The following is a 22,478-nucleotide window of genomic DNA, read 5'->3' on the forward strand; positions in this document are numbered from 1 at the left end:
CCTCCAGGTTGTGGAGCTGTTCGCCAAAGCTCTCCGGCTCAAAATCGTGGGCAAGGTGCCACATCCCCCGCTGCAAGAGCCGATCCAAAACCCGGGCCGCCTCCTCCCGCCGCAACTGACACCCCAACTGCTCCGCCTCGCGGGCGATTGCCCGCAACTCCAGCAGGTGATCCTGCTTGCCCCCTTCCACTTCCATCGCCCGCAAGCTGCTCAACAGGCGCTGGTTGAGAGTGATCTGCGCGGCAGCCAACAGCTCTTCCGGGATCGGCAGGCCATCGGCCCGAAAAGCCATCAAAACCCCGTAATTTTCCAGGTAGGTTTGGCGATAGAGCTGGGCCAGGCGATCTAACGTGTCTTGGGTAAGCCAGCGCAGCATCTGCTGCCGGTCTTCCTCAATCAGGGCGTTGAGGTCAAAGGTTTCCGGGCCAAACAGCTCTTGCAGGGTTAGGACTAGCTGGATGCGGCTGCGGGATCCAGATAGCAGGGTGGCTTTCAACTGCTCGTAGCTGCGCCGCCCTGTAAACGGCTTAACCCCACACTGAAAGTCCCAGCCGCCCAGATGGAGGAGAGCGTAGATGAGGTCGTGCTCTTCGCCGGTGTTGGGAAAGGCGAGCTTCACCCGCCCGACGAGCAGTGTGGATCCCCCTATAGCCAGGCGCTCCTGATCCACCGGCTCCAGCATATATCCGGGGGCTCGGGGCATGCCGTTGCACAGGGAAAGCAGGGCGTGCTGGGCCACCAGCCGCTGTGGGCTGATCAAAGCGGGGCGCACCAAAGCCCAGTAAACCCCCTTGCCATCTCTGTATAGGTCGAGGTTACTGGGAGCCTTGCTCAAGCGGCCCAGAAACTCTTCTTCCAGATCCACATCCGCCACTGCTGCCGCCAGCTCGATGGCCCGCGCCGCGTAGCGCAGGATCTGCACTCCCTCAGGACGCGAGAGCTCCTCGAAGAACCAGCCGCAACTGGTAAACATCAACTGGCCGTAGCGCTGCATCTCCAGTAGGCGCAGCACCTGCACTCGGTCTTCGGCAGTGAGGCGGTGGCTCTGGTGCTCCTGCAAAAACGCCTCGCAGCGCTCCCGATCCAAGATCACCTCGATGTAGCGATCCCGGGCCAGCCAGGGATCCCGCAGGTAGGCCTTGGCCTCCGTCTCGTAGATCTCGGCCAACTGATCCCGCAGCCAGTTGAGGGCCTCCCGCAGCGGTTGCCGCCAGCGCTGGTGCCAGCCTGGAACCGCCCCACAGCCGCAGTCGCGCGACCACCGTCCTACCCCGTGGGCGCAGCTCCAGGCGGTGACCGGCTTCAGTTGCACCTCCCAGGTGGGGGGATGGTGGCTGAGGAAGTGGCCGTAGTTGCCCACCTGCCACCCCCGCCGGGGAAACTCTTCGCAAAAGGCGTAGGCCAGCGTGCGCTCCACGCTGCGCTTGTGGTGGCCAAAGGTCTCGCCATCGGTAGCACAGTTGATCAGATAGGGTTCCCCTTTTCTGTCAGGGCGGATGGCCAGCCGGATCCGCTCCGCCAGCGACTGGGTGCTGTAGACGATATCGCCAAAGCCAAGATCCCGGGAGATAGGGCCATCAAAAAAGAAAATGTCCAGGTAGCCGCTGCGATCCGGGGTAAAGCAGCGGTAGGACCGGCTGGGATCGATCTGACCCTGGCTGACATCGATCCATTCCGTTTGACCCAAAGGACGAATGCGCTGCGCCTGGCTGGGTGCCAAGATGACAAAGCGGATCCCGCAGTCGACTAAGGCTTTAACCGTTGCCGCATCGATGGCGGTTTCCGCCAGCCACATGCCCTCGGGAAAGCGGCCAAAGCGATGCTGGAAATCGGCAATCCCCCAGCGGATCTGGGTGTACTTGTCCCGCTCGTTGGCCAAGGGCAGGATGACGTGGTTGTAGACCTGGGCGATGGCATTGCCATGCCCCTCCAGCCGCTCGGCGCTGAGGCGGTCGGCAGTCAAGATGCGTTGGTACACTTCAACATCGTGCTCCTCCAACCAGGAGAGGAGAGTGGGGCCAAAGTTAAAACTCAAGAATTCGTAGTTATTGACAATGCGCACCACCCGCCCCTGCTCGTCCAGGATGCGGGCAAAGGCGTTGGGACGATAACACTCCGCCAGAATGCGCTCGTTCCAGTCGTGGAAGGGGGCAGCGCTGGGCTGGCGCTCAATGCGGTTTAGCCAGGGATCCTCCCGCGGCGGCTGGTAGAAATGACCGTGCAGCACCACGTAGGGAGCGGTGGTTGTAGCTCGCGGAGGCGGAGAGCTAGCATCAGCTAAAAAGGGAGCCGGATCCCCTTGCCCTGATTCGGCCGCCGGCATAGAGGCGTTTTTGGAGCCACTCGGCAGCATGAGACCCTACTCCTTGCCCGCCCTCGGAGCTTCAGTTCTGGGGAGACGGGCTGCTAGTTAACCTAAGTTCATATCCATACGTTACAGCGATCCCCGATCTGCGACTGTCAACGTAAAGGACTTGGACAAAAATTTGACGGCGAATAACTATTGCTTAGCAATCTTCTTGCGTTCCCCCAGCGAAGACTCTTGAGCAAGCCCGAAGATGACCCGATCTCACTGCCACTCGGAGTAACAAGCTATACAAAAAGCCTCACTGATGTCTCCAAGGCTCCCTCCTGGTGGCCGGCCATTGGCAGTTGTTCATGGATTTTGAGGACAGCTTCCAGGCTACAGGTGGCTGCGAAGCTTGTAGCTTTCCAGGGTGTTGGCCAGCAGCATCGTCACCGTCATCGGCCCCACGCCGCCTGGTACAGGCGTGATGGCAGCGGCCCGCTCTTTGACCGCTTCGTAGTCCACATCTCCCACCAACTGCTCAGATCCGTCAGGGTCTTGGATACGGTTAATGCCCACATCGACAACCACGGCGCCCGGCTTCACCATGTCTGCCGTGAGCAAGCGAGGACGCCCTACAGCCATGACCACAATGTCGGCACTGCGGGTTACTTCGGCCAGGTTGGGTGTACGGGAGTGGGCCACGGTAACCGTTGCGTCGGCGGCCAACAACATCAGGCTCAGGGGCTTGCCCACCAGGAGGCTGCGGCCGACCACCACCGCTTTTCGTCCGGCAATGGGGATCCCTTCCGCTTGCAACAGGCGCATCACACCTAGAGGCGTACAACTGCGCAGGCCGGGCTCGCCGCGCACTAGCCGGCCCAGGTTGAGGGGGTGGAGACCGTCCACGTCTTTGGCGGGGTCGATGGCCAGAAGGGGCGGGATGGGATCCCAGCCGGGGGGCAGAGGCAGTTGCACGAGGATGCCGTCGACGCGCTCGTCCTGGTTGAGTTGGGCGATGGCGTCGAGCAGATGGGCGGGGGAGTCTTGGGCGGAAAAATGGCGGCCAAAGGAGGCAATGCCCACTCGCTCACAGGCCCGCTCTTTGCCGCGCACATAGGCAGCACTGGCGGGATCCTCCCCCACCCGCAGCACCGCCAATCCCGGCGGACGCCCCACCCGCGGCAGCCAAGCTTGCACCTGAGCGGCCATCTCGGCTTGCAGCCGGCCAGCCAAGGCTTTGCCATCCAGGATCTTGGCAGACATGGGGGCCCCAGAAGACATCTTGACAACTTGACGATTGTTACGGGTCGAGCATTGTCCGTCAAGCCTCGGCGCAGCAAAGAGGCGACGGCAGAGCGGGATCCCTAGAATGCTTGCCAGTCTTCGTCGTCTTGGTTCAATTCCTCGATGAGGATCTCCACCTGCTGCCGCTTTTCCTCCAAAAACTCGGCGCAGCGCTTCAGGGTCTGGGCGGCCTGTTGGAAGCGCTCCACCACCTCCGCCAGATCCAGCTCTCCCGATTCGATCTGGGCAATCAGACTTTCCACTTCGGCGATGGCTGCTTCGTAGCGCCAGGGATCCTCACGTTTGCGGCGGCTCATGGCTCTCCTCCACTCGGGCCCAGAGGCTGCCCGAGGCCAGTTGTATCCTCAGCCGGGTCTGGGGCGGCAGGCGGTGGCTGCGGACCAGGGATCCCCGCTCGTCGCGCACCAGGGCATAGCCCCGCCTGAGAACGGCGGCAGGATCGAGGGCTTGCAGGTGCTGCTGGAGAGCTTGGTGGCGCTGTTGCTGCTGCTGGAGACGGTGGCGCACGGCCTGGACCAGGCGCTGCTGCTGTTGGGCTAGGCGCTCCTGGGCCTGCTGCAGCAGCCGCTCCGGATGCACCTGGGCTAGGCGGCGCTGGGCGTGGTGCCAACGCTGTTCAGCTTTTTCCAGAGCATGCAGGGTGCGCTCGACAAGCTGCTGGCGCAACTGGAATGCCTGGCGCTGCAGTTCCCGCAGATCGGGCACAACTCGCTCGGCGGCCGCTGTGGGGGTGTGCGCCGCATAGTCAGCAGCGTAGTCAGCTAAGGTCTCATCCCGCTGGTGGCCGATCCCGGTCACCACCGGAATGGAGCACTCGGCAATGGCCCGCACCACCCGCTCGTCGTTAAAGCAGGCCAAGTCCTCGCCGGATCCGCCCCCCCGGGCCACGATCAGCACTTCCGCCCGCCCGTCCCGCTCCACCCGGCGAATGGCCCGCACAATCGACTCCGGGGCCGCCTCCCCCTGCACCTGGGCTGGCGCAAACAGCACCCGCAGCCCGGGGTAGCGCTGGTTGAGGGTGCGGCGGATATCGCCCCAGCCAGCGGCGTCGGGAGAGCTGACGACGGCAATACACTGAGGGTGGGTGGGCAGGGGCCGCTGGTTGTCGAACAGGCCTTCGGCGGCAAGGCGGGCCTTAAGCTGCTGAAACCGCCACGCCAACAGCCCCTCGCCCGCCGGCAGCAGTTGCCAGATAACCAGGCGGTAGTAGCTGCCGCCGCTGTAGATGCCAAGTTGACCCAGGGCCAGCACCCGTTGCCCCACTTCTGGCCAGAAGCTGAGCCGGGCAGTCTGACTTTGCCACACAACCCCCTTGAGGAGGTCGCCGCTTTCCGGATCCACCAGGGTCAGGAACAGGTGGCCGTTGCGGCTGCGCTGGCAACTGGAGACTTCTCCCACCACCCACAGCCTGGCCAGGTAGGGATCCCCGGCCAGCAGCGATTTCAAGTAGCCGGACACTCCCCCCACCGAGAGCAGGGGGACTTCCTCGGCAAGAAAGGATTCTGTCCCGCAGTCGAGGCCATCAAAGGCCAGAGCCATTGCTTGCGGATCCAGATCGCGCATACGGGCTCCCCCATGGAAATGCTCGGGATCCCATCTAGAATAGGCGACGACAGGGCGAGAGAGGAGGCGAGCTGCGGTGACCTTCGCCCAGTGGCTGGGGCTGGCAGCATTGCTGGGTTTGCTGGTTCTGCTCTGGCAGATCCGGCAGATCCTGCTGTTGGTGTTTGCGGCCATCGTCTTGGCAGTAGCTTTGGATACCTTAGCCCAGATCCCGCAGCGCTACGGCTTTCGCCGCGGCCCCTCGCTCCTCATCACCGGTTTGACGGTTCTGGTGGGGGCGATTCTGGTGGGGCTGATCGTGGTGCCTCCCTTGGCGGATCAGTTGCGGCGGCTGTTTACCGATGGGGTGCCCGCCGGGATCGTGCAGGCGCAGCGGCTGTTCGAGAGCCTCATCCTCTCGTTGCCGACGGATATCGAGCTGCCGACGCTGCGGGAGTTGGCCAATAGCTTGGTGCCCCAGGCCACCGAGTTGGTGCGCCAGGTGCGCGACTTTTTCTCCGAGTCCTTCACCGCCTTTTTCGCCACCCTGCTCAATCTGTTGTTTGTGATCATCCTCACCATCCTGTTGTTGGTGGATCCCCAGGCTTATAGCCGCGCCTTTGTCTCGGTTTTCCCGGCCTTCTACCGCCCCCGCGTCCGCTACATCCTCAAGCGCTGCGAGCTGGCGCTGCGAGGGTGGCTGGTGGGGATCCTGTTCACCAGCAGCTTGGTGATGCTGCTAAGCGGCATTGGCCTCTGGATTTTAGGTGTGCCCCTGAGCCTGGCCAACGCGGTGCTGGCGGGACTGTTTAATTTCATCCCCAACATCGGCCCCACCCTGAGCGTGGTTGCCCCCATGCTGGTGGCCCTCACCGATGCCCCCTGGAAATCGCTGGCGGTGCTGGGGCTCTACATCCTTATCCAGCAGCTCGAAAGCAGCGTCTTCACCCCCATCGTCATGTCGCGGCAGGTGTCGCTTTTGCCCGCCCTAACTTTGGTGGCCCAAGTTACCTCGGCCTTTTTCTTCGGCGTGCTGGGCTTGTTTTTGGCTGTGCCGCTGGCGGCCATCCTGCAGGTGTGGATCCAGGAGGTGCTGATTCGGGATGTGTTGGATCCCTGGCAGGGATCCCGGGCCCGCCCCTTGCCCCTGGCCAAGGGAGATGGGATCCCGGCTTCCCAGGAGAAGCGGAAGCCTCTGCAGCCGGAGAACGAGAACGCCATCCTGCTGCCGTGAGGGTAGAGAAGTTACGGGAGCCGCGGGAAACGTAATCCTCCTTCACATTTCTTCCACAACTGCAGAGGCGCTTCTATAGTGAGGATCCCGTCTCCATCCGTCCAAGGATCGGAACCGCCATGTCCCACTTCACCACCTTGCAAGTGCAAATCAAGGATGCCGACCTGCTGGAAGAGACCCTGAAGGAATTGGGCTACACCGTGGAGCGGAACGCCAGCCTGCGCGGCTACCTCTGGAACCGCACCCGCGCCGATCTGGTGATCCGGCAAAAGAACGGCTTCGACATCGGCTTTCGCCGCAACGGGGATCACTATGAGCTTGTGGTGGATCTGTGGGGGGCGGGCATCGATCCCCAGACCTTTCTGGAGCCGATTTTGCAGCGCTACGCCCACAAGAGCTTGCTGCGCTCTGCCCGGCAACAGGGCTTCGCCATCGAGGCGGAGGAGCATCTAGAGGATGGCACCATCCGCGTAGTGGTGGGGCGCTGGGTGTAGCCGGGCCCATTGGCATCCGCTCATGCTCAGCAACTCCCGACCCTTGGTGGGCACAGGTGAGGGATCCCGGCCCCGCCCTTGGGATCTGGTGTTGGGAGGACGAGCCGCAGCCGGCGGTGCCCCGGCCCACGCCTTAGTTTTGGGGGGGCTTGAGGGGGCGCGGCGACGGCTCACCCAGGGCGACGAGGCGGTGCGTCTGGCCACCTTGCCCCAGCTGCTGCAGTACGGGCCGGCAGGCCTGGCCGAACTGATCGAAGCACTTGCTGGCAACACCTCCTGGGCGGTGCGCCTAGAGGCCTGGCGGCTGCTCTCCCAGCTCGAGCAGCCGGAGGCAGAGGAAGCCTGTCGAACCTACAGCCCCTTTCGCCCGGTGGGGGGTGCCCAGGGGGTCATCGTGGCCTATCGGCGCGGGGAGCGGAACTTTGCCTACGCCGACTTGGAGGGAGTGGATCTGCAAGAGGCGCGGCTGGGGGGTGCCAACTTCTACGAAGCTAATTTGAGAAAGGCCAACCTGGGTCTTTGCAACTTCAACGGCGCCCACCTGCACCAGGCAGATCTGCGCCAAGCTAACTTGCAAGGGGCCAAGCTCAGTGGCGCCGTCCTCCAGGGGGCGGATCTGCGGAGAGCCGATCTGAGGGGGGCGAAAGTCAGCGGCACCAGCCTGCGGGGATCCCGGCTTTCGGAAGAGACCCGCCTGGAGGAGCGGCTGCGCCACATCTGGCAGTTGCAAAACTGGGGGGGACAAGGGCAAGATTTCTCCGGCCAAGACCTGAGCAAGGCCGACTTGAGAGGGCTGGGGCTGCGCCAGATCCGGCTGCGGGGGGCCAACCTCAAGCGCGTGGATCTGCGCGGATCCAACCTGGAGGGAGCAGACCTGCGGGGGGCCAACCTGCAGCGGGCGGATCTGCGGGGGGCCAACTTGCAAAATGCCGACCTCGAGGGGGCCGATCTCAGCGGCGCCGAGCTGCGCCAGGCCCAGTTGCAGGGGGCCAACCTGCGCCGGGCTGACCTCAGCCGCGCCAACCTGACTCAGGCCAACCTGGAAGGCGCCCAGATCGAGGGCCTCAAACACAGCGGATCCCAGATTGCCGGCCTCATCTTCCCCGACGGCACCCCCCTCAAGCCCTGGTGGTGGTAGGCTGACCACCGCTGCCAAATCCAAAGGAATCCCAAGATCCCCAAGCCCCCGCCCCAACCTGGAGCAGCATGAGAGTAGAGATACCTAGGGGGTACGGCTATGGTTTTGGCAGAACAGCTCTCAACCAAACCGCTCACCGACGACGAACTGCGCAAAATGGACGCCTACTGGCGGGCCGCCAACTACCTGTCGGTGGGGCAGATTTACCTGATGGACAACCCGCTGCTGCGGGAACCTCTAAAGCTAGAGCATGTGAAGCCGCGCCTGCTGGGGCACTGGGGCACCACACCGGGGCTGAATTTTATCTACGTGCATCTCAACCGCATCATCAAGCGGGAAAACCTCAACGTCCTCTACATCACCGGCCCCGGCCATGGCGGCCCCGCTCTGGTGGCCAACACGTACCTGGAGGGCACCTACAGCGAGGTGTACCCCAACATCGGCCAAGATGCCGACGGGATGCGCAAGCTCTTCAAACAGTTCTCCTTCCCCGGCGGCGTGCCCAGCCACGTGGCCCCAGAAACCCCCGGCTCCATCCATGAGGGGGGAGAGCTAGGCTATGCCCTGGCCCACGCCTTTGGGGCGGCCTTCGACAACCCCGATCTGTTGGTGGCCTGTGTAGTCGGGGATGGAGAGGCGGAAACCGGCCCTCTGGCTGCTTCCTGGCACTCCAACAAGTTCCTCAACCCCATCCACGACGGGGCAGTGCTGCCGATTCTCCACCTCAACGGCTACAAGATCGCCAACCCCACCATCCTGGGCCGCCTCAGCCGTGAAGAGCTGCAGAGCCTGTTTGTGGGCTATGGCTACAAGCCTTACTTCGTAGAAGGCTCCGATCCGGCCCAGATGCACCAGTTGATGGCCGCCACTTTGGACACGGTAATCCACGAGATCCAAGAAATCCAGCAGCATGCTCGTACCAAGGGGGATCCCAGCCGTCCCCAGTGGCCGATGATCATCCTGCGCACCCCCAAAGGCTGGACGGGCCCCAAAGAGGTGGACGGCAAAAAGGTGGAGGATTTCTGGCGCTCCCACCAGGTGCCGCTGGCGGATCTGGCCAAGAAACCAGAGCACCTCAAGATCCTGGAAGAGTGGATGCGCAGCTACAGACCGGAAGAGCTCTTCGACGAAAACGGCCGCCTGCGGCCCGAGCTGCAGGAGCTGGCCCCCAAAGGGGAAAAGCGCATGGGCGCCACCCCCTATGCCAACGGCGGCCTGCTGACGCGGGAGCTGAAAATGCCGGATTTCCGCCGCTACGCCGTGGACGTGCCGCACCCCGGCACCCTCGAAGCCGAAGCCACCAAGGTGCTGGGGCAATTCTTGCGAGATGTGATGAAGCTCAACCCCCACAACTTCCGCCTCTTTGGCCCCGATGAAACTGCATCCAATCGCCTGGACGCCGTGTTTGAGGCCAGTGACCGCACCTGGGTGGCGCCTATCTACGACTACGACGAGCACCTCTCCCCCGATGGGCGGGTGATGGAGATCCTGAGCGAGCACGTCTGCCAGGGCTGGCTGGAGGGCTACCTGTTGACAGGCCGCCACGGCTTTTTCTCCTGCTACGAAGCCTTCATCCACCTGGTGGACTCCATGTTCAACCAGCACGCCAAGTGGCTGAAGACCACCCGCCACATCCCCTGGCGGCGGCCCATCCCTTCCCTCAACTACCTGCTGACTTCCCACGTGTGGCGGCAGGATCACAACGGCTTCAGCCACCAGGATCCCGGCTTTCTGGATCACGTGGTCAACAAGAAAGCCGATGTTATCCGCGTCTACCTGCCCCCGGATGCCAACACCCTGCTCTCGGTGGCGGATCACTGCCTGCGCAGCCGCCACTACGTCAATGTCATCGTGGCGGGGAAACAGCCGGCCCTGCAGTACCTGGACATGGATGCCGCCATCAAGCACTGCACCCAGGGCTTGGGGATCTGGGAGTGGGCCAGCAACGACCAGGGCTCGGAGCCGGATGTGGTCATGGCCTGCTGCGGCGATGTGCCGACGATGGAAACCCTGGCGGCGGCGGACTTCTTGCGGCAGCACCTGCCGGACATCAAGATCCGGGTGGTGAACGTGGTGAACCTGATGAAGTTGCAGCCGCCCAGCGAACACCCCCACGGCATCAGCGACAAGGAGTTTGTCAGCATCTTCACCCCCGATAAGCCCATCGTGTTTGCCTTCCATGGCTATCCTTGGCTCATTCACCGCCTCACCTACCGCCGCCCCAACCACCACAACCTACACGTGCGCGGCTACAAGGAGGAAGGCACCACCACCACTCCCTTCGACATGTGCGTCCTCAACCAGGTGGATCGCTTCAACCTGGCCAACGACGTGTTGGAGCGGGTGGAGCGCTTCAAATACCGGCGGGATCACGTCCAGCAGTTGATTCGGGACAAGCTGGTGGAGCACAAGCAGTACATCTGCAAGTACGGCGAGGATCTGCCCGAGGTGCGCAACTGGAAGTGGCCCTACTAGTGGATCCCCCTTCCCCCAACTTTCACCTCTAGCCGCCGGCAGGGTAGAGTTTTCTTGGGCTCTCCTGCCGGAGCGTTCTGGGCGGTTGTGCTGGAGGTTGAGAATGTGAGGGGTTCAGAACGGGTGGATGCGGATACCCTTCCCCGGCTGGAAGAGGCGGACTGGGGAGGGATGGCCCTCTCCTTAGTTCTCGGCCTGGCCCTCTCAGCGCTGGTCATCGGGATCCGGCCCCAGGTGGCCGTCCCCTTTGGATTGAGCGTGCTGGGCTCGGCCCTGCTGGGATCCCTGCTTCTCCCGGTCTTGCGGCGCTGGAAGGCAGGCCAGGTCATCCGCGAGGAGGGGCCCCAGTCCCACCACAAAAAAGCGGGCACGCCGACCATGGGTGGCCTTAGCTTTTTGCCCGTAGGGCTGCTGGTGGCCGGCATCGGGAGCGGCTGGGATCCCCAATGGCTGGCGGTGGCCCTACTGACCCTGGCTTACACCGTGGTTGGCTGGCTGGACGATTGGCTGGTTATCCGGCAGCGCTCCAACAAGGGGTTGTCTGCCAAATCGAAGCTTTTACTCCAAGTCGGGATCGGCCTGGTTTTCTGTGGCTACCTGGCCTGGCAAGGGATCCCCACCGTTCTCACCCTGCCGGGAATAGGCGCCCTCCCCCTGGGCTGGCTGTTCTGGCCCTTGGCCTTGTTTGTGCTGGTGGGCACCAACAACGCCGTCAACCTCGCCGACGGCATGGACGGCCTGGCGGCAGGGATGGTGGCCCTTGTCCTGGCAGGGCTGGGGCTGACGGCAGAGGATCCCGTTTTGGCGCTCGTGGCTTTTGCCTTGAGCGGCGCCTGTCTGGGCTTTCTGGTGCACAACCACCACCGGGCCCGCCTGTTTATGGGCGATACCGGATCCCTGGGGTTGGGGGGCGCTCTGGCGGGGCTGGCGCTGTTGGGGGATCAGCTCTGGGCCCTGGCCTGGATGGGCGCGGTGCTGGTGGCAGAGGCCCTGTCGGTGATCCTGCAGGTGGGCTACTTCCAATACACCAAACGCAAAACCGGACAAGGCAAACGGCTGCTGCGCATGTCGCCCTTGCACCACCATCTGGAGCTGGGGGGCTGGTCGGAGGTGCAGGTGGTGGGGTGCTTCTATGGGCTAACGGCGCTATTGGTGGGGCTGGGCTGGGCCTGGTGGCACTGGGCCGGCGCTTGAGAGGCAGAGGATCCAGGGGTACCACGGCAGGGGCCAAGCGCCGAAGCCGGACTTGGGGCTGCTTTCGGGGTTGGGAGGAGGTCTAAACTGACTTAAGGGTTGTGGCTTGCCCTGGGCAGAGATTTGTCCATGGGTACAGCATCCTGTCCCCAACCCAAATGGCTGCAATTTCAAAAATGGTTGAAAAGGGCTTCTAGGCCGCCCGCAGAGCCCTCTAAGGCTGCAGGATCATCGACCAAAAGCCGCTCTCTTCATTCCAAAAGGGCGCCAGCGACTCTCCCACCACGTTCGGCCCCCAGTAGCGAGCGGTTCCATCCAGGGTAAAAGCCACCACAATATCGCCGGGGCCGATCTGCAATGGCTCCTCGCCCAAACTCAGCACCAGCCCCTCGCTGCCCCCTTCTCCGGGCGCAAAGTCCCAGTGGGCCGTTTCCGGGTTGAGCAGCCGTCCACCGCTGCGCATCAAGATCACCAGCCGAATCGGGTGAGGGGTGCGATTGCCGACTCGAAAGGCTCCTGTGCGGGTGGAGGTGGGGAAGGCAGACTCTGAGGGCAGGACAGGAGCTGCATTCCCCTCGAAGGAGCCTTGTGGGGATTTTAACATCGGCTGGGCTGCCAACCCCCGAACGAGAGCCAGACCCCAAACCAAAGCGGCAGCCAACCCCAGGGATCTCTGGCGCAGCTTGCCCCGCAAGGTCCCTTTCGGCGGCCCGCCGGCAACAAGAGCGGCAACAGCTTGGGTGATACAGGCAGGAAATGAGCGGATGGAAACAGACATCAGATTACCGCAACCAGGAGTGCTACATGCCGGATTGAGAAAGAAGCTGAGCGACCGTGACCTCGCCATTGGTGAGCAGATCCAGCCCGCAGGCGGCGTCGCGCTCAGAATAGGACGGTTGTTCAGCCACGCTAACACCTCTATCCTTGTCTGTTCTTCAATATTCATTCAACCTTCTCTCGGAAGGCGAAAACCGCTCCCCCCTCCCACCTGCAGTCGGCTGGGATCCTTCTAGGGGTTGACCGCTCGGCATTTCCACCCTTGCGGGCTGCGCTCATACAGGGTCCGTCGCTGGGGATAGATCGCATCTCCCTTGAGCTGGAGGTGATCCACCTCCGTTGGATCCAACAGCAGTAGGACAAATGTCGGCGGTGGCAAAGATGCCTTCTCGGGGGGCAGCTCTTCAACAAAAGCCTCTGGTGGGGCAAGAGGGCCTTTAGGTTCCGGCCAGAACCAGAGCAGCCGTCCTTTTTCCGAGATTTGTTGCCACAACTGTTGTCGGTGCTGCTGCGCCCGAGGATCCGGGTGGTCGGCGGTGATGGCCTCGAGAGTGCCGGCAATGCGAAATTGCTCGCGAGTTTTACAGAAGTACCAGCAGATCTGGGCCAGTGGGCAGTGGGCGATCTGGCAGATCTTCTCGCTGCGGCTGTCCACCGCCAACTGAATGCGGTCGGTATCCCCCAAAAATCCCCGGAAGACCACCGTGCGGTTGCGCGGGTGCCCCCAAGGATCCACCGTAGCCAACTGCAAATAGCGCACACCCGCGTCGCTGCGGTTGCGGTGCAAGGCCGCCTGCAGCAACGTCCGCCAAGAGGGATCCCCAGCCGGGTTATCCTTCAACTCGTTCATAGGGGTGCGCAGGTGCCAGCCGAGACTTTAGCCGGGAGGGGGAGGAGCTTCCGATTGCGGATCCCTGGCCTGTCCTAGTGAGGATTCCGGCCGAACGGAATGGGAATCCAGACCAGTTGGGTGAAGGGAATGAAAGGGATGCTCCAGACAGCCCTCTGCCAGCCCCTCGAAGCGTTCCGGCACCGGCTGTTTCACCGGCAATTTCTGGAGCACCAGAGCGAGATACTCGCTGTACCATGGGGAGCGAGCTTCTCGCACCTTGTGCCACACCGAGCGCGACATCAACAGCGTCCGCTCCACGTCCCGGGCTCCCAGCTTGAGCAAAAATTCCTCCCGTTCCGGCTGGTAATCGGTGGAGGCCAAAGCCAAAGCCTGCGGCGGATAGGCTTGGGTGAGCCGGGCCATCTTGGCCATGAGCTCAGGATAGAGCCAGGTGTAGGCGGGGTGAACCGTAAGCTTGGCCACATGCGGCTGCTGCCCGGTACGGTCCAACTTCAGGTTGAAATAGCCGATAGCGGTTTTCCGCTCCGGCTCATAGACACACATCTCCACCCGTTCCGTTTGGCTGATGACGCATTTGGCCTGATCTAGGAGCCAATCCAGCGGGCTGGTGCGAAAATCGCTCACGTCGCGGTCGTATACCTGGCGCACGGTGGCCGGCATGGATCCCGTATCCAGTTGGTAAATGGCGTAGGCATCCCGGTTGGTCACCGGCACCAGGTTGGGCAGCATGGGCTCGTGCTGGCTGAGGGCGGCCAGAATCTCGGGCCGGATCGACCAGTAGGTAATCTGGGCCAGCGGTTGGAAGCCGTTGTGGCGGTAGAGGGCCATCGCCCCCTTGTTGTGGATGTTCACCTCCAAGATCCAGGTGCGGGCCTCGCGAAAGTGCTCCATGCAGTGTCTGAGCAACTTAGAGCCGATTCCCTGCCGCCGGGCGGAGGGCACCACAGCAATGTGATCCACCCGCCAGGTGCTGCGGGAATGATTAAAGGGAGAAACTTGAATGACCCCCTGGATTTTGCCCTCCAGCTCCGCCACATGCACCGTAAACATGTGCTGAAAACGGTTGGGAAACAGGCTCAAAGTTTTCAGGGGGCCATACCACTGGCGCAGCCGCCGCACCTGGCGACGAATGTCCACCGAGCGGCCGCTGTACTCTTCATCAAAAGCTTGAGCCAAAATCTCCTCCACCGCCTCCAGATCACCCAGTTGAGCCGGGCGGAGAATCAGTTCGGGAGCCTCCTTAGGAGCTTTGGAATCCGGGTTGGGCTTTTCCGCAGGGTTGTCCATGCCAAAGTGTGGGCGGGAGAATACTCAAAGCATAGCTCAGGATCCCCCACTTCTTCTATCTAAGGGGGGCGTTGCTGCCACAAATGAGATTATCGGGCTTTCCGTTGGCTTTTGGCCAATCAGGCCCCCGCATCCAGCAACGCCAGGTTGCGGAAGGTAAAGCGCTTTTCCACAGGGCCGGTTTCCGTCTCTGTTTGAATGCGCCGCTCCGAGAGGATATAGTACTTGCCCACTTTGGTGTAGAGATCTTCAAATTGGCTGCGCCCACCCTTCTGCTCGCCAGTCTTGGCGTCGTGATAGACGGAGTCGTAGCGGTGGGAGAGGTAGCCTTCGCCCGTGTCGTGGCTGCTGAAGGTGTGAATAGTAACCACCATACCGTGAATATGCCGATGCACCATGGTAACTTGGTTGTCGCGCACGTGGTAGCGATCCCCTTCGGCTTTGCCGCCCACCAGGATCTCCACGGTGCCATCGGGTAGGATCTGGCCATAGCGAAAAGTGTTGTTCCCGTGGGTCTCGGCGAAGCTGCGGCGCACCCGGTGAACGGCAATCTCCCAAAGTTGATTGTGAATGGCTTTCCGGGCTTCCTCATCCTCCACGCCCGTAACCGTCGCTTTTAGGTCTGCCCCCACTCGCACCTGGCCCACAAAAGTGCGCTCCCCATCCCAGTAGGTGACCTCGGCGCTGTAGCCCGGAAAGTCGGGATCCCAGGTGTAGCGATTTTCGTAGGCGGCCCGAAACAACTCTTCGGCAGAAACTTGGGTCGCGGTCATCGAGTGTCTCCTGTCTTACTGGCAAGCGCTTCTCATGACCATCCATCATACTGCCCCTTGCTGCCAGGCTATCCCCCTAGCCGCCCGCGGCAGGAACCTGCGTTTGTTGACATACTCTCTACGCCCAGGGCCTGCTTCCCCACAGCGATCAGCCAGGGGTTTTCGCGCCACAAAGAGCTGACATAGCTAATTGCCCATCCGCCGCTGTAGGATAGAGGCATAGCCACTGGAGCTTCTCTTCCTTCGTCACCCTAAGTTTTGGCCTGCAAGTTTAGTTGCTGCTTTGATCCCCGGAGTATTCTCTGGAAAGAGCCTTTCTATTTTTGGTGGGTGAGGAGGAAGATTGAGAGATTTTTTTGACAATCGCGTCGGCAGGACGGAATCCCTAGCGCCTAACCTGTCGCCGGCCCAGACCAGAGTGGCAGCCCCGCCGGAGATGATGGGGCCAGTGCTGAAAATTGTCGGCAAGCAGACCTTGAGCGGCCACATTCCCATCGGCGGCGCGAAAAACTCAGCTTTGGCGCTCATGGCGGGATCCCTTTTGGCTCCTGCAGCTTGCCGAATTCACAACGTGCCGCGCCTGCTGGACATTGAACGCATGGGGCAGATCCTGACCAGCCTGGGGGTTAAGGTGTCCCATGTGGGCAATACCCTTGACCTGGACGCCAGCTCCCTCAAAACTTCCCAGGCGCCCTACGAGTTGGTCAGCCAGTTGCGGGCCAGCTTCTTCATCATCGGGCCGCTGCTGGCGCGGCTGGGAGTGGCCAGAGTTCCTCTGCCCGGCGGCTGTGCCATCGGCTCGCGTCCGGTGGATCTGCATGTGCGGGGCCTGCAAGCGTTGGGGGCAACGGTTCAAATCGAGCACGGCGTGGTTCATGCCTATGCCCGCAAGCTGGTGGGAACCCGCATCTACCTTGACTATCCCAGCGTCGGCGCCACCGAGACGCTGATGATGGCCGCTACGCTGGCCGAAGGGGAAACGGTGATTGAAAATGCTGCCCAAGAGCCGGAGGTGGCCGACTTGGCCCGTTTTTGTCAGGCGATGGGAGCCCGCATCCGTGGCGTGGGCACCAATACGGTTGTGGTGGTAGGGGTGCCGCGCCTGCACGGCACCGAGTACACGGTCATTCCCGACCGCATCGAGGCCAGCACCTACCTCATTGCCGGGGCCATCACCCGCTCCGAACTCACGGTTGGCCCTGTTATCCCGGATCACCTGCGAGCGGTGGTTGCCAAGCTGCGCGACATGGGGCTGCGGGTGGAGGAAGAAGGCCCCAACCGGCTGCGCATTGCCCCGGCTCAACTCAGTTCGGGCTGGCTTTGCCAGGCAACCGATATCCAAACCTTGCCCTATCCAGGTTTTCCCACCGATGTGCAGGCGCCGATCATGGCCTTGGCTGCCCTGAGCGAGGGCAGTTGCACCATCGAGGAGACGGTGTTTGAAAACCGCATGCACCACATTCCCGAGCTCAACCGCATGGGGGCGGATATTCGTCTCAAGAACCGGGTGGCCATTGTCCGGGGGGTGCCGTCGCTGTCGGGAGCGCCGGTGGTGGCCACGGACTTGCGGGCGGGGGCAGCTCTGGTGTTGGCTGGCCTGGCGGCTGAGGGCTGCTCTACTATCCACGGGCTCCACTACATCGACCGCGGCTACGAAGCTATCGATGAAAAGCTGCGCAGCGTTGGGGCCAAGGTGTATCGCTGTAACAACTCGGCAGGGATCCCGGCCACCCCTCAGCCTGAACAAGCTGATGGAAAGGGGATCCCATTGCAGAATTGGCCCACTTGAGCCTACGCCGTTGGGGGGATCCGCCGGCCCCCTCCCCCTTGTTTTCTTGAGGGAAAAAGGATGCGGTAGGCTAGGAGCCGACAGCCCAAATTCAGGGAGAAGGGGTTGGGGATCGAGAGCCATGTCCCAAGTGTACGACTGTGTCATCGTCGGCGCTGGCCCTGCCGGCAGCTCGGCCGCCTATCACCTGGCCAAGCGGGGGCGCTCAGTGCTGGTCTTGGAGAAGGATCCTTTGCCCCGCTACAAACCCTGTGGCGGCGGCGTTTCTCCCATGGTGGCGGCCTGGTTTGACTTCGATTTCAGTCCCGCCATTTCGCTGAAGATCCGGCAAATTCGCTACACCTGGCGGGGCGGGGATCCGGTCGTGGCCGACCTGGATCTGAAAGAGCCGGTATGGATGGTGCGGCGGGAGGTCTTCGACCATTACTTGATCCAGCAGGCGCAAAAGCAGGGGGCAGCACTCCAGACGGAATGTCCCGTCTCCGGCATTGAGTGGCAGAGCGACCGCTGGCAAGTGATGACAGCCACCGGCCCGGTCTGGGGTCGGTATGTGATCGGGGCCGATGGGGCCAAAGGCTCGATGGCCAAGTGGCTCGGCTTTCAAAACCGGCAGCGCCGCCTGGCTGCCGCCCTGGAAGCAGAAGTGCCCGTCTCAGAGCCAAAAACCGCAGCCGCCCATTTCGACTTTGGCGCCGTGAGCAACGGCTACATTTGGAACTTCCCCAAAGCCGATGGCTACTCCATCGGGGCAGGCACCTTTCGGGGTGGCGAAAAACAAAACTTGCGGGAAATCGCCGCCGAGTATGCCCAAAGCTTTGGTGTGGACTTGAAATCGGTCAGGCAGTTTGGCCATCCCATCTGTCTTTGGGAGGGGGATCAACCCCTGCACAGCCAAAATGCCCTCCTGGTGGGAGATGCTGCCTGTGTCGTCGATCCGTTTACCGCCGAAGGGATCCGCCCCTCCCTCCTCACTGGCATGCTGGCAGCGCAGGCCATCGACCAAGCCCTGGCGGGAGATACCGAAGCCCTGGCGAACTACTCCGCCCGCGTGCAGCAGGAGTGGGGCTCAGAGATGCGTTGGGCCAAGCGGATCGCGGCGCTGTTCTACCGCTTTCCGGGCGTCGGCTACAGGGTAGGCGTCAAGCGACCGGGAGCCACTCGGCGCATGGGCCAGATCTTGGCCGGTGAGCTGCGCTACAGCGATGTGGCCAGCTCGGCCATTCGCCAGTTGAGCGCTGGCCTGTTGGCCTAGGCCGGCCGCTGGGAGAGGGGGGCGGGATCGTCGAAGCGCCTGCTGATCAGCAGGCAGTTGCGGCCATCTGCCTGGCGAGTATAGCTCAGGTGGGTGGAGAGAGCCTTCATCAGCCGAATACCCCGTCCCCCCTCGGATTCGACCTCGGCGTCGGGGGGCCTGCTGGCTGCTCGGTTCTGGAAGAATTCCTCCAAGTTGAACTCCTGCCCTTGATCCCAGATGCGCAGCTCCAGCTCCTGGGGCATCAGAACCAGCTCGATATCGATGGGTGTACTGGGAGACAAAGTGCGGTGGGCATGGCGAACGGCGTTGGTAAAGCCCTCCGCCAAGGCCAACTGGCATTCCAACCAGATGGGGCCCGGAATGCCGGCGTCGCGGAAAGACTCAAACCACGTCAAAACTTGGCTGAGAGCATCCAGGGTTGTGTCTACTCTCAGCGCAAAGGTCTGCTTTTCTCCCGACGGGATCCCTGCCGCGTTCAAAATCGAACCCCAAAGCTCAGACTGTTGCCTGGGCCCTCGCCCCCACCAGGGATCGGACCAGTTGATTCTAGACTAAGGCGCTGTTCAAGCCTGCCAACCCCCAACTTTGGGGGGGGCCACTAGGGGGCGATGATGAGATCCACGCGGCGGTTTCGCTGTCTCCCTTCCTCCGTATCGTTGTCGGCCACCGGCAGGGTGGGGCCAAAGCCAGAGGTTGTCCAGCTGATGGGGTGGTCTTCCGGCAACAGGTTAGCTAAGTAGTCTTTCACAGCGTTGGCGCGGCGCAGGGAAAGGTCGAGGTTATAGTTCAAGGAACCGATGTTGTCGGTGTGGCCGTTGACTTGAACGCGGGCGCCGGGCATTTCCCGCAAAGATTTGGCCACTTCTGCTAACAGGGAGGCCGCCTCAGGCCGAATCTCGGCCTTGTCGAAGTCGAAGAGCAGATCGCCCGGCAGGCTAATGGTTCGGGTTCCCACCTGAAAAGAGGTAGGGGTCGGCGTTGCGGTGGGGGCAGGGACGCTTGCTCCCTCCGGGGCGATCTCGGCAGTGGTGGCCGATTCTCGCCTCGGCTCAGGGGCCGCTGCTGGGGAAGACAGCCGTTGCAGCCGCGACTCCAGTTCTTCAACGCGGATCAAAAGCTGGATGGCCTGCTGGCGGAGTTCTCGAATCTCCCTTTCCAGATCCGTGGAGCCGCCGTGATTTGGATTCCCCTTTGGTGAATCTGCATCTGGGCTCACCGCTGGGAGACTGGCCTGGGGTGGAGACAGGGTGGGCAGGAGCGGCGGCGTGTTGGCCTGCGGCTGGGGAACTGGCAGCGGTTGGGTCTGAAGCGGCTGCGGGAGCACCATTCCCGCCCAGATGCCGCTGCCGACCAGGAGGATCCCACTCGAGAGATTGAGAAAGACCGTTGCACGTTCCGATGGGCGGGGCATCGCAGGCAAACCTCTGGCTAGATGGGCGCAGGCGAGGAGCGAAAACCAGGCTCAACTCAACGCCTAGAGTCGATCCTATCCGGCGACCGCAGCTTGCCAAGGGGATTAGGGGCTGCTCAGGCTACCCCTTCCCGCCATCCTCGGCAAAAGCCTAGTCGAAGCTGAGACGGCCCCGATAGCGTCCTATGAGGATCAGGCCGTTGACGGGATCCGCACAATCGACCACAAAAGACGGGAAGCGAGGGTTGTCGCTGATAACTTTTACTCGGGATCCTGACAGGCGTTGCAGCCGTTTGACCCACAGCTCGCCATCCCTCTGAAAGACGTAGATGCCCTCACCCCCCAGCTCTTTTTGCCGTTCGACAAAGATCCAGTCGCCATCTTCCAAGGTGGGAGACATGCTGTCCCCTTGCACCCGAATCAAACTGAGCCCATCCGGGTTCCCCTTCAGATGGGCCCGTAGCCAGTTACGCTCAAAAGCTAGCACCGACTCGATGGACTCTTCCCGCACCAGCGCCCCCGCCCCTGCCGAGGCGACCACATCCACCAGAGGCACGTATACATACTCCGTTTTGGCGTCGCCAGCCTCCAGCCGCGGGGATCCCTCCCCCGTAATCAGCCAACTGAGACTCACCCCCCCCACCTGGGCAATTTTCACGGCCTTGTCGATGCCGGGCACGGATCCCTTGAGGTAACTGCGCAAGGCTGTATCGCTAATGCCGGCCCGCCGCCCAAACGCATAAATGGCCTCATCGCCGATCACCTGTCGCAAACGGTCGGCAAAGGAGGAATCAGAGGAGGTGGACATCGGCTTAACGCTACGGGTTGTGTACAAGTAAATTTCTACCACTACCTGTTGACAAGTCAACCCTCGTGAGGGGCAGGGGCTTATGCTGGGTTGGAGGGAAGAGGGCAGGGTTTCCAGTAGTAGGATCTGAGAGACTTCACCTGCTCTGGCTTGCTCCCTATGACCGTCTCAGACTGGAAACGCTGGCTGGATCATTTTCTCATTGCCCTGGTCTTTCTGGTGTTTGCCGGGTTTGTCTGGTTTGTCTTCTCGGTAACGGGAGCTTTCATCGGGATCCCGCTGGGCTACAAACTTTGGCTGCGGCTGTGGTTGCCTTTGTTCCAGCCGGCACTGGGGATCCTGATGGCTGGAGCCCTGCTGAGTGGGGTGTGGGGTTGGCTGGAGAAACGCCACTCCCGCAATCGAGACCATCAGCAGAACTAAAGATCGGGCAGCGCCGGGAGGCGGCAGACTGGCTCTATACTGAAAACGTATCTAAATGTTGAGCACCTGAGGCGGTCTGGCGTCGTGTTTGTCTTATCCGGCTACGAGTATTTGCTGGTCTTTCTGATCGTCTGCGCTCTGCTGCCGGTCTTGGCTCTGGGAGCTTCTGCGCTCTTGGCCCCAAAGCGGCGGGGATCCCTGCGCCGCAGCACCTATGAGTCGGGGATGGAGCCGTTTGGCCAGGCCTGGATCCAGTTCAACATCCGCTACTACATGTTCGCCCTGGTCTTCGTGATCTTCGACGTGGAGACCGTGTTCCTCTATCCCTGGGCGGTGGCCTTTCATCGCTTGGGACTGCTGGCCTTTGTGGAGGCCCTGATTTTCATCGCCATCCTTGTGGTGGGCCTTGTGTACGCTTGGAGAAAAGGAGCGCTGGAATGGTCATGACCTCTCAGGAGCCGGAAGTCTTGTTTCCGGCGTCTGCCCCGCAAGTTACCACAGACCTCTCGAACAACGTCGTTCTCACCACGGTTAACGACCTGTACAACTGGGCGAAGATGTCCAGCCTCTGGCCGCTCCTCTACGGCACTGCCTGCTGCTTCATCGAGTTTGCAGCCATGCTGGGCTCCCGCTTCGATTTCGACCGCTTTGGCCTGTTGCCCCGTTCTTCGCCGCGCACGGCTGATTTGATCATCACGGCGGGCACGGTCACTATGAAAATGGCCCCAGCGTTGGTCAAGCTCTACCAACAAATGGCTGAGCCGAAGTACGTGATCGCCATGGGGGCCTGTACCATTAGCGGCGGCATGTTCAGCTCCGATTCCTACACGGCGGTGCGAGGGGTGGACAAGCTGATCCCTGTGGACGTGTACATTCCCGGCTGCCCGCCGCGTCCGGAGGCGATCATGGATGCTATTGTCAAGCTGCGCAAGAAGATCGCCGCCGAAGACATGCGGGAGCGGGGCCGCCTGCAACAAACCCACCGCTACTACACGGTCAAGCACAACCTCAAGCCGGTGCCGGAGATCATCACCGGCAAGTATCTGGAGAGCGAGACCCGCCAAGCTCCTCCACCGGAACTGGCGGCGGCTATTGGCCTGCCGGTGCCTCCGGCCTTGCAGACTGCCGACTTCAAGCAGGCGGAACAGCAGCTCAAAGCTTTGCGGGGAGGGATGTGAGATGACAGAGGACAAAGCCCAGCAAAAGCCGTCCTCGACAGCCGAGCCGACAGAGCCGTTGGCGACGCTGGAACGGGGGCCGGTTTCCCAGTTCCTCGCCGATAACGGCTTTGACCATCAGTACCTGGGCAGAGATGCCGCCGGGGTGGAGCTGCTGGAGGTGGAGCGGGATTTTCTCTTGCCTGTGTGTACTGCCCTCTATGCCTACGGCTTCAATTACCTGGAGTGCCAGTGCGGCTACGACCTGGGGGC

The 22,478-nt window shown here is 62.1% G+C and carries 21 protein-coding genes and 1 pseudogene; 11 read left to right on the forward strand and 11 right to left on the reverse strand.

What is annotated here, in order from left to right:
* The 4 genes from NW809_RS02680 to xseA form a co-directional block, all read right to left on the reverse strand.
* Nucleotides 1-2,323 (reverse strand): DUF3536 domain-containing protein (locus NW809_RS02680; protein WP_414401471.1); only part of this gene is annotated, 2,323 nt, incomplete at its 3' end.
* Nucleotides 2,324-2,683: 360 nt separating this feature from the next.
* Nucleotides 2,684-3,553 carry a bifunctional methylenetetrahydrofolate dehydrogenase/methenyltetrahydrofolate cyclohydrolase FolD gene (folD, locus tag NW809_RS02685; RefSeq protein WP_011430792.1) on the reverse strand — a complete coding sequence of 290 codons (870 nt, stop codon included), beginning with the start codon at nucleotides 3,551-3,553 and terminating at the stop codon, nucleotides 2,684-2,686.
* A gap of 101 nt (nucleotides 3,554-3,654) precedes the next feature.
* Nucleotides 3,655-3,891, reverse strand: a complete 237-nt coding sequence (gene xseB, locus NW809_RS02690) for an exodeoxyribonuclease VII small subunit (RefSeq protein WP_011430793.1) — start codon at nucleotides 3,889-3,891, stop codon at nucleotides 3,655-3,657.
* On the reverse strand, nucleotides 3,872-5,158 hold the full coding sequence (gene xseA, locus NW809_RS02695) for an exodeoxyribonuclease VII large subunit (RefSeq protein WP_346426057.1): 1,287 nt from the start codon (nucleotides 5,156-5,158) through the stop codon (nucleotides 3,872-3,874). The genes xseB and xseA overlap by 20 nt, the downstream gene beginning before the upstream one ends.
* Before the next feature lie 76 nt (nucleotides 5,159-5,234).
* Between xseA and NW809_RS02700 the strand changes: the two genes are divergently transcribed.
* From NW809_RS02700 to mraY, 5 genes are all read left to right on the forward strand, one after another.
* A complete protein-coding gene (locus NW809_RS02700; RefSeq protein WP_099887391.1) occupies nucleotides 5,235-6,371 on the forward strand; it encodes an AI-2E family transporter in 1,137 nt (378 codons plus the stop codon).
* A 119-nt stretch (nucleotides 6,372-6,490) separates the two neighbouring features.
* Nucleotides 6,491-6,865 (forward strand): DUF1257 domain-containing protein, encoded by a 375-nt coding sequence (locus NW809_RS02705; protein WP_011430797.1) that lies wholly within the window; start codon nucleotides 6,491-6,493, stop codon nucleotides 6,863-6,865.
* A gap of 22 nt (nucleotides 6,866-6,887) precedes the next feature.
* A complete protein-coding gene (locus NW809_RS02710) occupies nucleotides 6,888-8,003 on the forward strand; it encodes a pentapeptide repeat-containing protein (RefSeq protein ID WP_414401472.1) in 1,116 nt (371 codons plus the stop codon).
* Nucleotides 8,004-8,102: 99 nt separating this feature from the next.
* A complete protein-coding gene (locus NW809_RS02715; RefSeq protein WP_011430799.1) occupies nucleotides 8,103-10,478 on the forward strand; it encodes a phosphoketolase in 2,376 nt (791 codons plus the stop codon).
* Nucleotides 10,479-10,649: 171 nt separating this feature from the next.
* A complete protein-coding gene (gene mraY, locus NW809_RS02720; RefSeq protein WP_414401474.1) occupies nucleotides 10,650-11,672 on the forward strand; it encodes a phospho-N-acetylmuramoyl-pentapeptide-transferase in 1,023 nt (340 codons plus the stop codon).
* 214 nt (nucleotides 11,673-11,886) lie between these two features.
* Here mraY and NW809_RS02725 read toward each other — a convergent pair whose 3' ends face one another.
* The 4 genes from NW809_RS02725 to NW809_RS02740 form a co-directional block, all read right to left on the reverse strand.
* Nucleotides 11,887-12,450, reverse strand: a complete 564-nt coding sequence (locus NW809_RS02725; RefSeq protein WP_099813029.1) for a hypothetical protein — start codon at nucleotides 12,448-12,450, stop codon at nucleotides 11,887-11,889.
* Nucleotides 12,451-12,681: 231 nt separating this feature from the next.
* On the reverse strand, nucleotides 12,682-13,299 hold the full coding sequence (locus tag NW809_RS02730) for an Npun_F5749 family FMN-dependent PPOX-type flavoprotein (protein ID WP_011430802.1): 618 nt from the start codon (nucleotides 13,297-13,299) through the stop codon (nucleotides 12,682-12,684).
* 27 nt (nucleotides 13,300-13,326) lie between these two features.
* Nucleotides 13,327-14,589 carry a GNAT family N-acetyltransferase gene (locus NW809_RS02735; RefSeq protein ID WP_099813028.1) on the reverse strand — a complete coding sequence of 421 codons (1,263 nt, stop codon included), beginning with the start codon at nucleotides 14,587-14,589 and terminating at the stop codon, nucleotides 13,327-13,329.
* Nucleotides 14,590-14,708: 119 nt separating this feature from the next.
* Nucleotides 14,709-15,362: a DUF3386 domain-containing protein gene (locus NW809_RS02740; RefSeq protein WP_011430804.1), complete on the reverse strand. Its 654-nt coding sequence runs from the start codon at nucleotides 15,360-15,362 to the stop codon at nucleotides 14,709-14,711.
* Nucleotides 15,363-15,798: 436 nt separating this feature from the next.
* On the opposite strand from NW809_RS02740, the gene murA reads away from it, so the two are divergent.
* On the forward strand, nucleotides 15,799-17,151 hold the full coding sequence (murA, locus tag NW809_RS02745) for a UDP-N-acetylglucosamine 1-carboxyvinyltransferase (protein WP_414401475.1): 1,353 nt from the start codon (nucleotides 15,799-15,801) through the stop codon (nucleotides 17,149-17,151).
* Nucleotides 17,152-17,272: 121 nt separating this feature from the next.
* Nucleotides 17,273-18,403, forward strand: coding sequence for a geranylgeranyl reductase family protein (locus NW809_RS02750; RefSeq protein WP_414401473.1), 1,131 nt, complete (start codon nucleotides 17,273-17,275; stop codon nucleotides 18,401-18,403).
* Here NW809_RS02750 and NW809_RS02755 read toward each other — a convergent pair.
* The 3 genes from NW809_RS02755 to NW809_RS02765 form a co-directional block, all read right to left on the reverse strand.
* A complete protein-coding gene (locus NW809_RS02755; protein ID WP_011430807.1) occupies nucleotides 18,400-18,885 on the reverse strand; it encodes an ATP-binding protein in 486 nt (161 codons plus the stop codon). The two genes, NW809_RS02750 and NW809_RS02755, sit on opposite strands and share 4 nt — an antisense overlap.
* Nucleotides 18,886-19,004: 119 nt before the next feature.
* Nucleotides 19,005-19,817: an OmpA family protein gene (locus tag NW809_RS02760; protein ID WP_228375265.1), complete on the reverse strand. Its 813-nt coding sequence runs from the start codon at nucleotides 19,815-19,817 to the stop codon at nucleotides 19,005-19,007.
* Nucleotides 19,818-19,968: 151 nt separating this feature from the next.
* Nucleotides 19,969-20,625: an XRE family transcriptional regulator gene (locus tag NW809_RS02765; protein WP_011430809.1), complete on the reverse strand. Its 657-nt coding sequence runs from the start codon at nucleotides 20,623-20,625 to the stop codon at nucleotides 19,969-19,971.
* Nucleotides 20,626-20,784: 159 nt separating this feature from the next.
* On the opposite strand from NW809_RS02765, the gene NW809_RS02770 reads away from it, so the two are divergent.
* The 4 genes and pseudogenes from NW809_RS02770 to NW809_RS02785 all read left to right on the forward strand — a co-directional run.
* Nucleotides 20,785-21,048: a hypothetical protein gene (locus NW809_RS02770; protein ID WP_041438440.1), complete on the forward strand. Its 264-nt coding sequence runs from the start codon at nucleotides 20,785-20,787 to the stop codon at nucleotides 21,046-21,048.
* 84 nt (nucleotides 21,049-21,132) lie between these two features.
* A complete protein-coding gene (ndhC, locus tag NW809_RS02775; protein ID WP_011430811.1) occupies nucleotides 21,133-21,495 on the forward strand; it encodes a photosynthetic/respiratory NAD(P)H-quinone oxidoreductase subunit C in 363 nt (120 codons plus the stop codon).
* A complete protein-coding gene (locus tag NW809_RS02780) occupies nucleotides 21,486-22,226 on the forward strand; it encodes an NADH dehydrogenase subunit K (protein ID WP_041438442.1) in 741 nt (246 codons plus the stop codon). Before ndhC ends, NW809_RS02780 begins: the two co-directional genes overlap by 10 nt.
* 1 nt (nucleotide 22,227) lies before the next feature.
* Nucleotides 22,228-22,478, forward strand: a pseudogene (locus NW809_RS02785) (NADH-quinone oxidoreductase subunit C); the annotation flags it as partial.

It is taken from the genome of Synechococcus sp. WC101, assembly GCF_047461555.1.
In the GTDB taxonomy this organism is placed as follows: domain Bacteria; phylum Cyanobacteriota; class Cyanobacteriia; order Thermostichales; family Thermostichaceae; genus Thermostichus.

Coding starts and splice junctions, on each gene's coding strand:
- folD (WP_011430792.1), bottom strand. CDS start 3,553: ATGTCTGCCAAGATCCTGGATGGCAAAGCCTTGGCTGGCCGGCTGCAA.
- xseB (WP_011430793.1), bottom strand. CDS start 3,891: ATGAGCCGCCGCAAACGTGAGGATCCCTGGCGCTACGAAGCAGCCATC.
- xseA (WP_346426057.1), bottom strand. CDS start 5,158: ATGCGCGATCTGGATCCGCAAGCAATGGCTCTGGCCTTTGATGGCCTC.
- NW809_RS02705 (WP_011430797.1), top strand. CDS start 6,491: ATGTCCCACTTCACCACCTTGCAAGTGCAAATCAAGGATGCCGACCTG.
- NW809_RS02710 (WP_414401472.1), top strand. CDS start 6,888: ATGCTCAGCAACTCCCGACCCTTGGTGGGCACAGGTGAGGGATCCCGG.
- NW809_RS02715 (WP_011430799.1), top strand. CDS start 8,103: ATGGTTTTGGCAGAACAGCTCTCAACCAAACCGCTCACCGACGACGAA.
- mraY (WP_414401474.1), top strand. CDS start 10,650: ATGGCCCTCTCCTTAGTTCTCGGCCTGGCCCTCTCAGCGCTGGTCATC.
- NW809_RS02725 (WP_099813029.1), bottom strand. CDS start 12,450: ATGTCTGTTTCCATCCGCTCATTTCCTGCCTGTATCACCCAAGCTGTT.
- NW809_RS02730 (WP_011430802.1), bottom strand. CDS start 13,299: ATGAACGAGTTGAAGGATAACCCGGCTGGGGATCCCTCTTGGCGGACG.
- NW809_RS02735 (WP_099813028.1), bottom strand. CDS start 14,589: ATGGACAACCCTGCGGAAAAGCCCAACCCGGATTCCAAAGCTCCTAAG.
- NW809_RS02740 (WP_011430804.1), bottom strand. CDS start 15,362: ATGACCGCGACCCAAGTTTCTGCCGAAGAGTTGTTTCGGGCCGCCTAC.
- murA (WP_414401475.1), top strand. CDS start 15,799: ATGATGGGGCCAGTGCTGAAAATTGTCGGCAAGCAGACCTTGAGCGGC.
- NW809_RS02750 (WP_414401473.1), top strand. CDS start 17,273: ATGTCCCAAGTGTACGACTGTGTCATCGTCGGCGCTGGCCCTGCCGGC.
- NW809_RS02760 (WP_228375265.1), bottom strand. CDS start 19,817: ATGCCCCGCCCATCGGAACGTGCAACGGTCTTTCTCAATCTCTCGAGT.
- NW809_RS02765 (WP_011430809.1), bottom strand. CDS start 20,625: ATGTCCACCTCCTCTGATTCCTCCTTTGCCGACCGTTTGCGACAGGTG.
- NW809_RS02770 (WP_041438440.1), top strand. CDS start 20,785: ATGACCGTCTCAGACTGGAAACGCTGGCTGGATCATTTTCTCATTGCC.
- NW809_RS02780 (WP_041438442.1), top strand. CDS start 21,486: ATGGTCATGACCTCTCAGGAGCCGGAAGTCTTGTTTCCGGCGTCTGCC.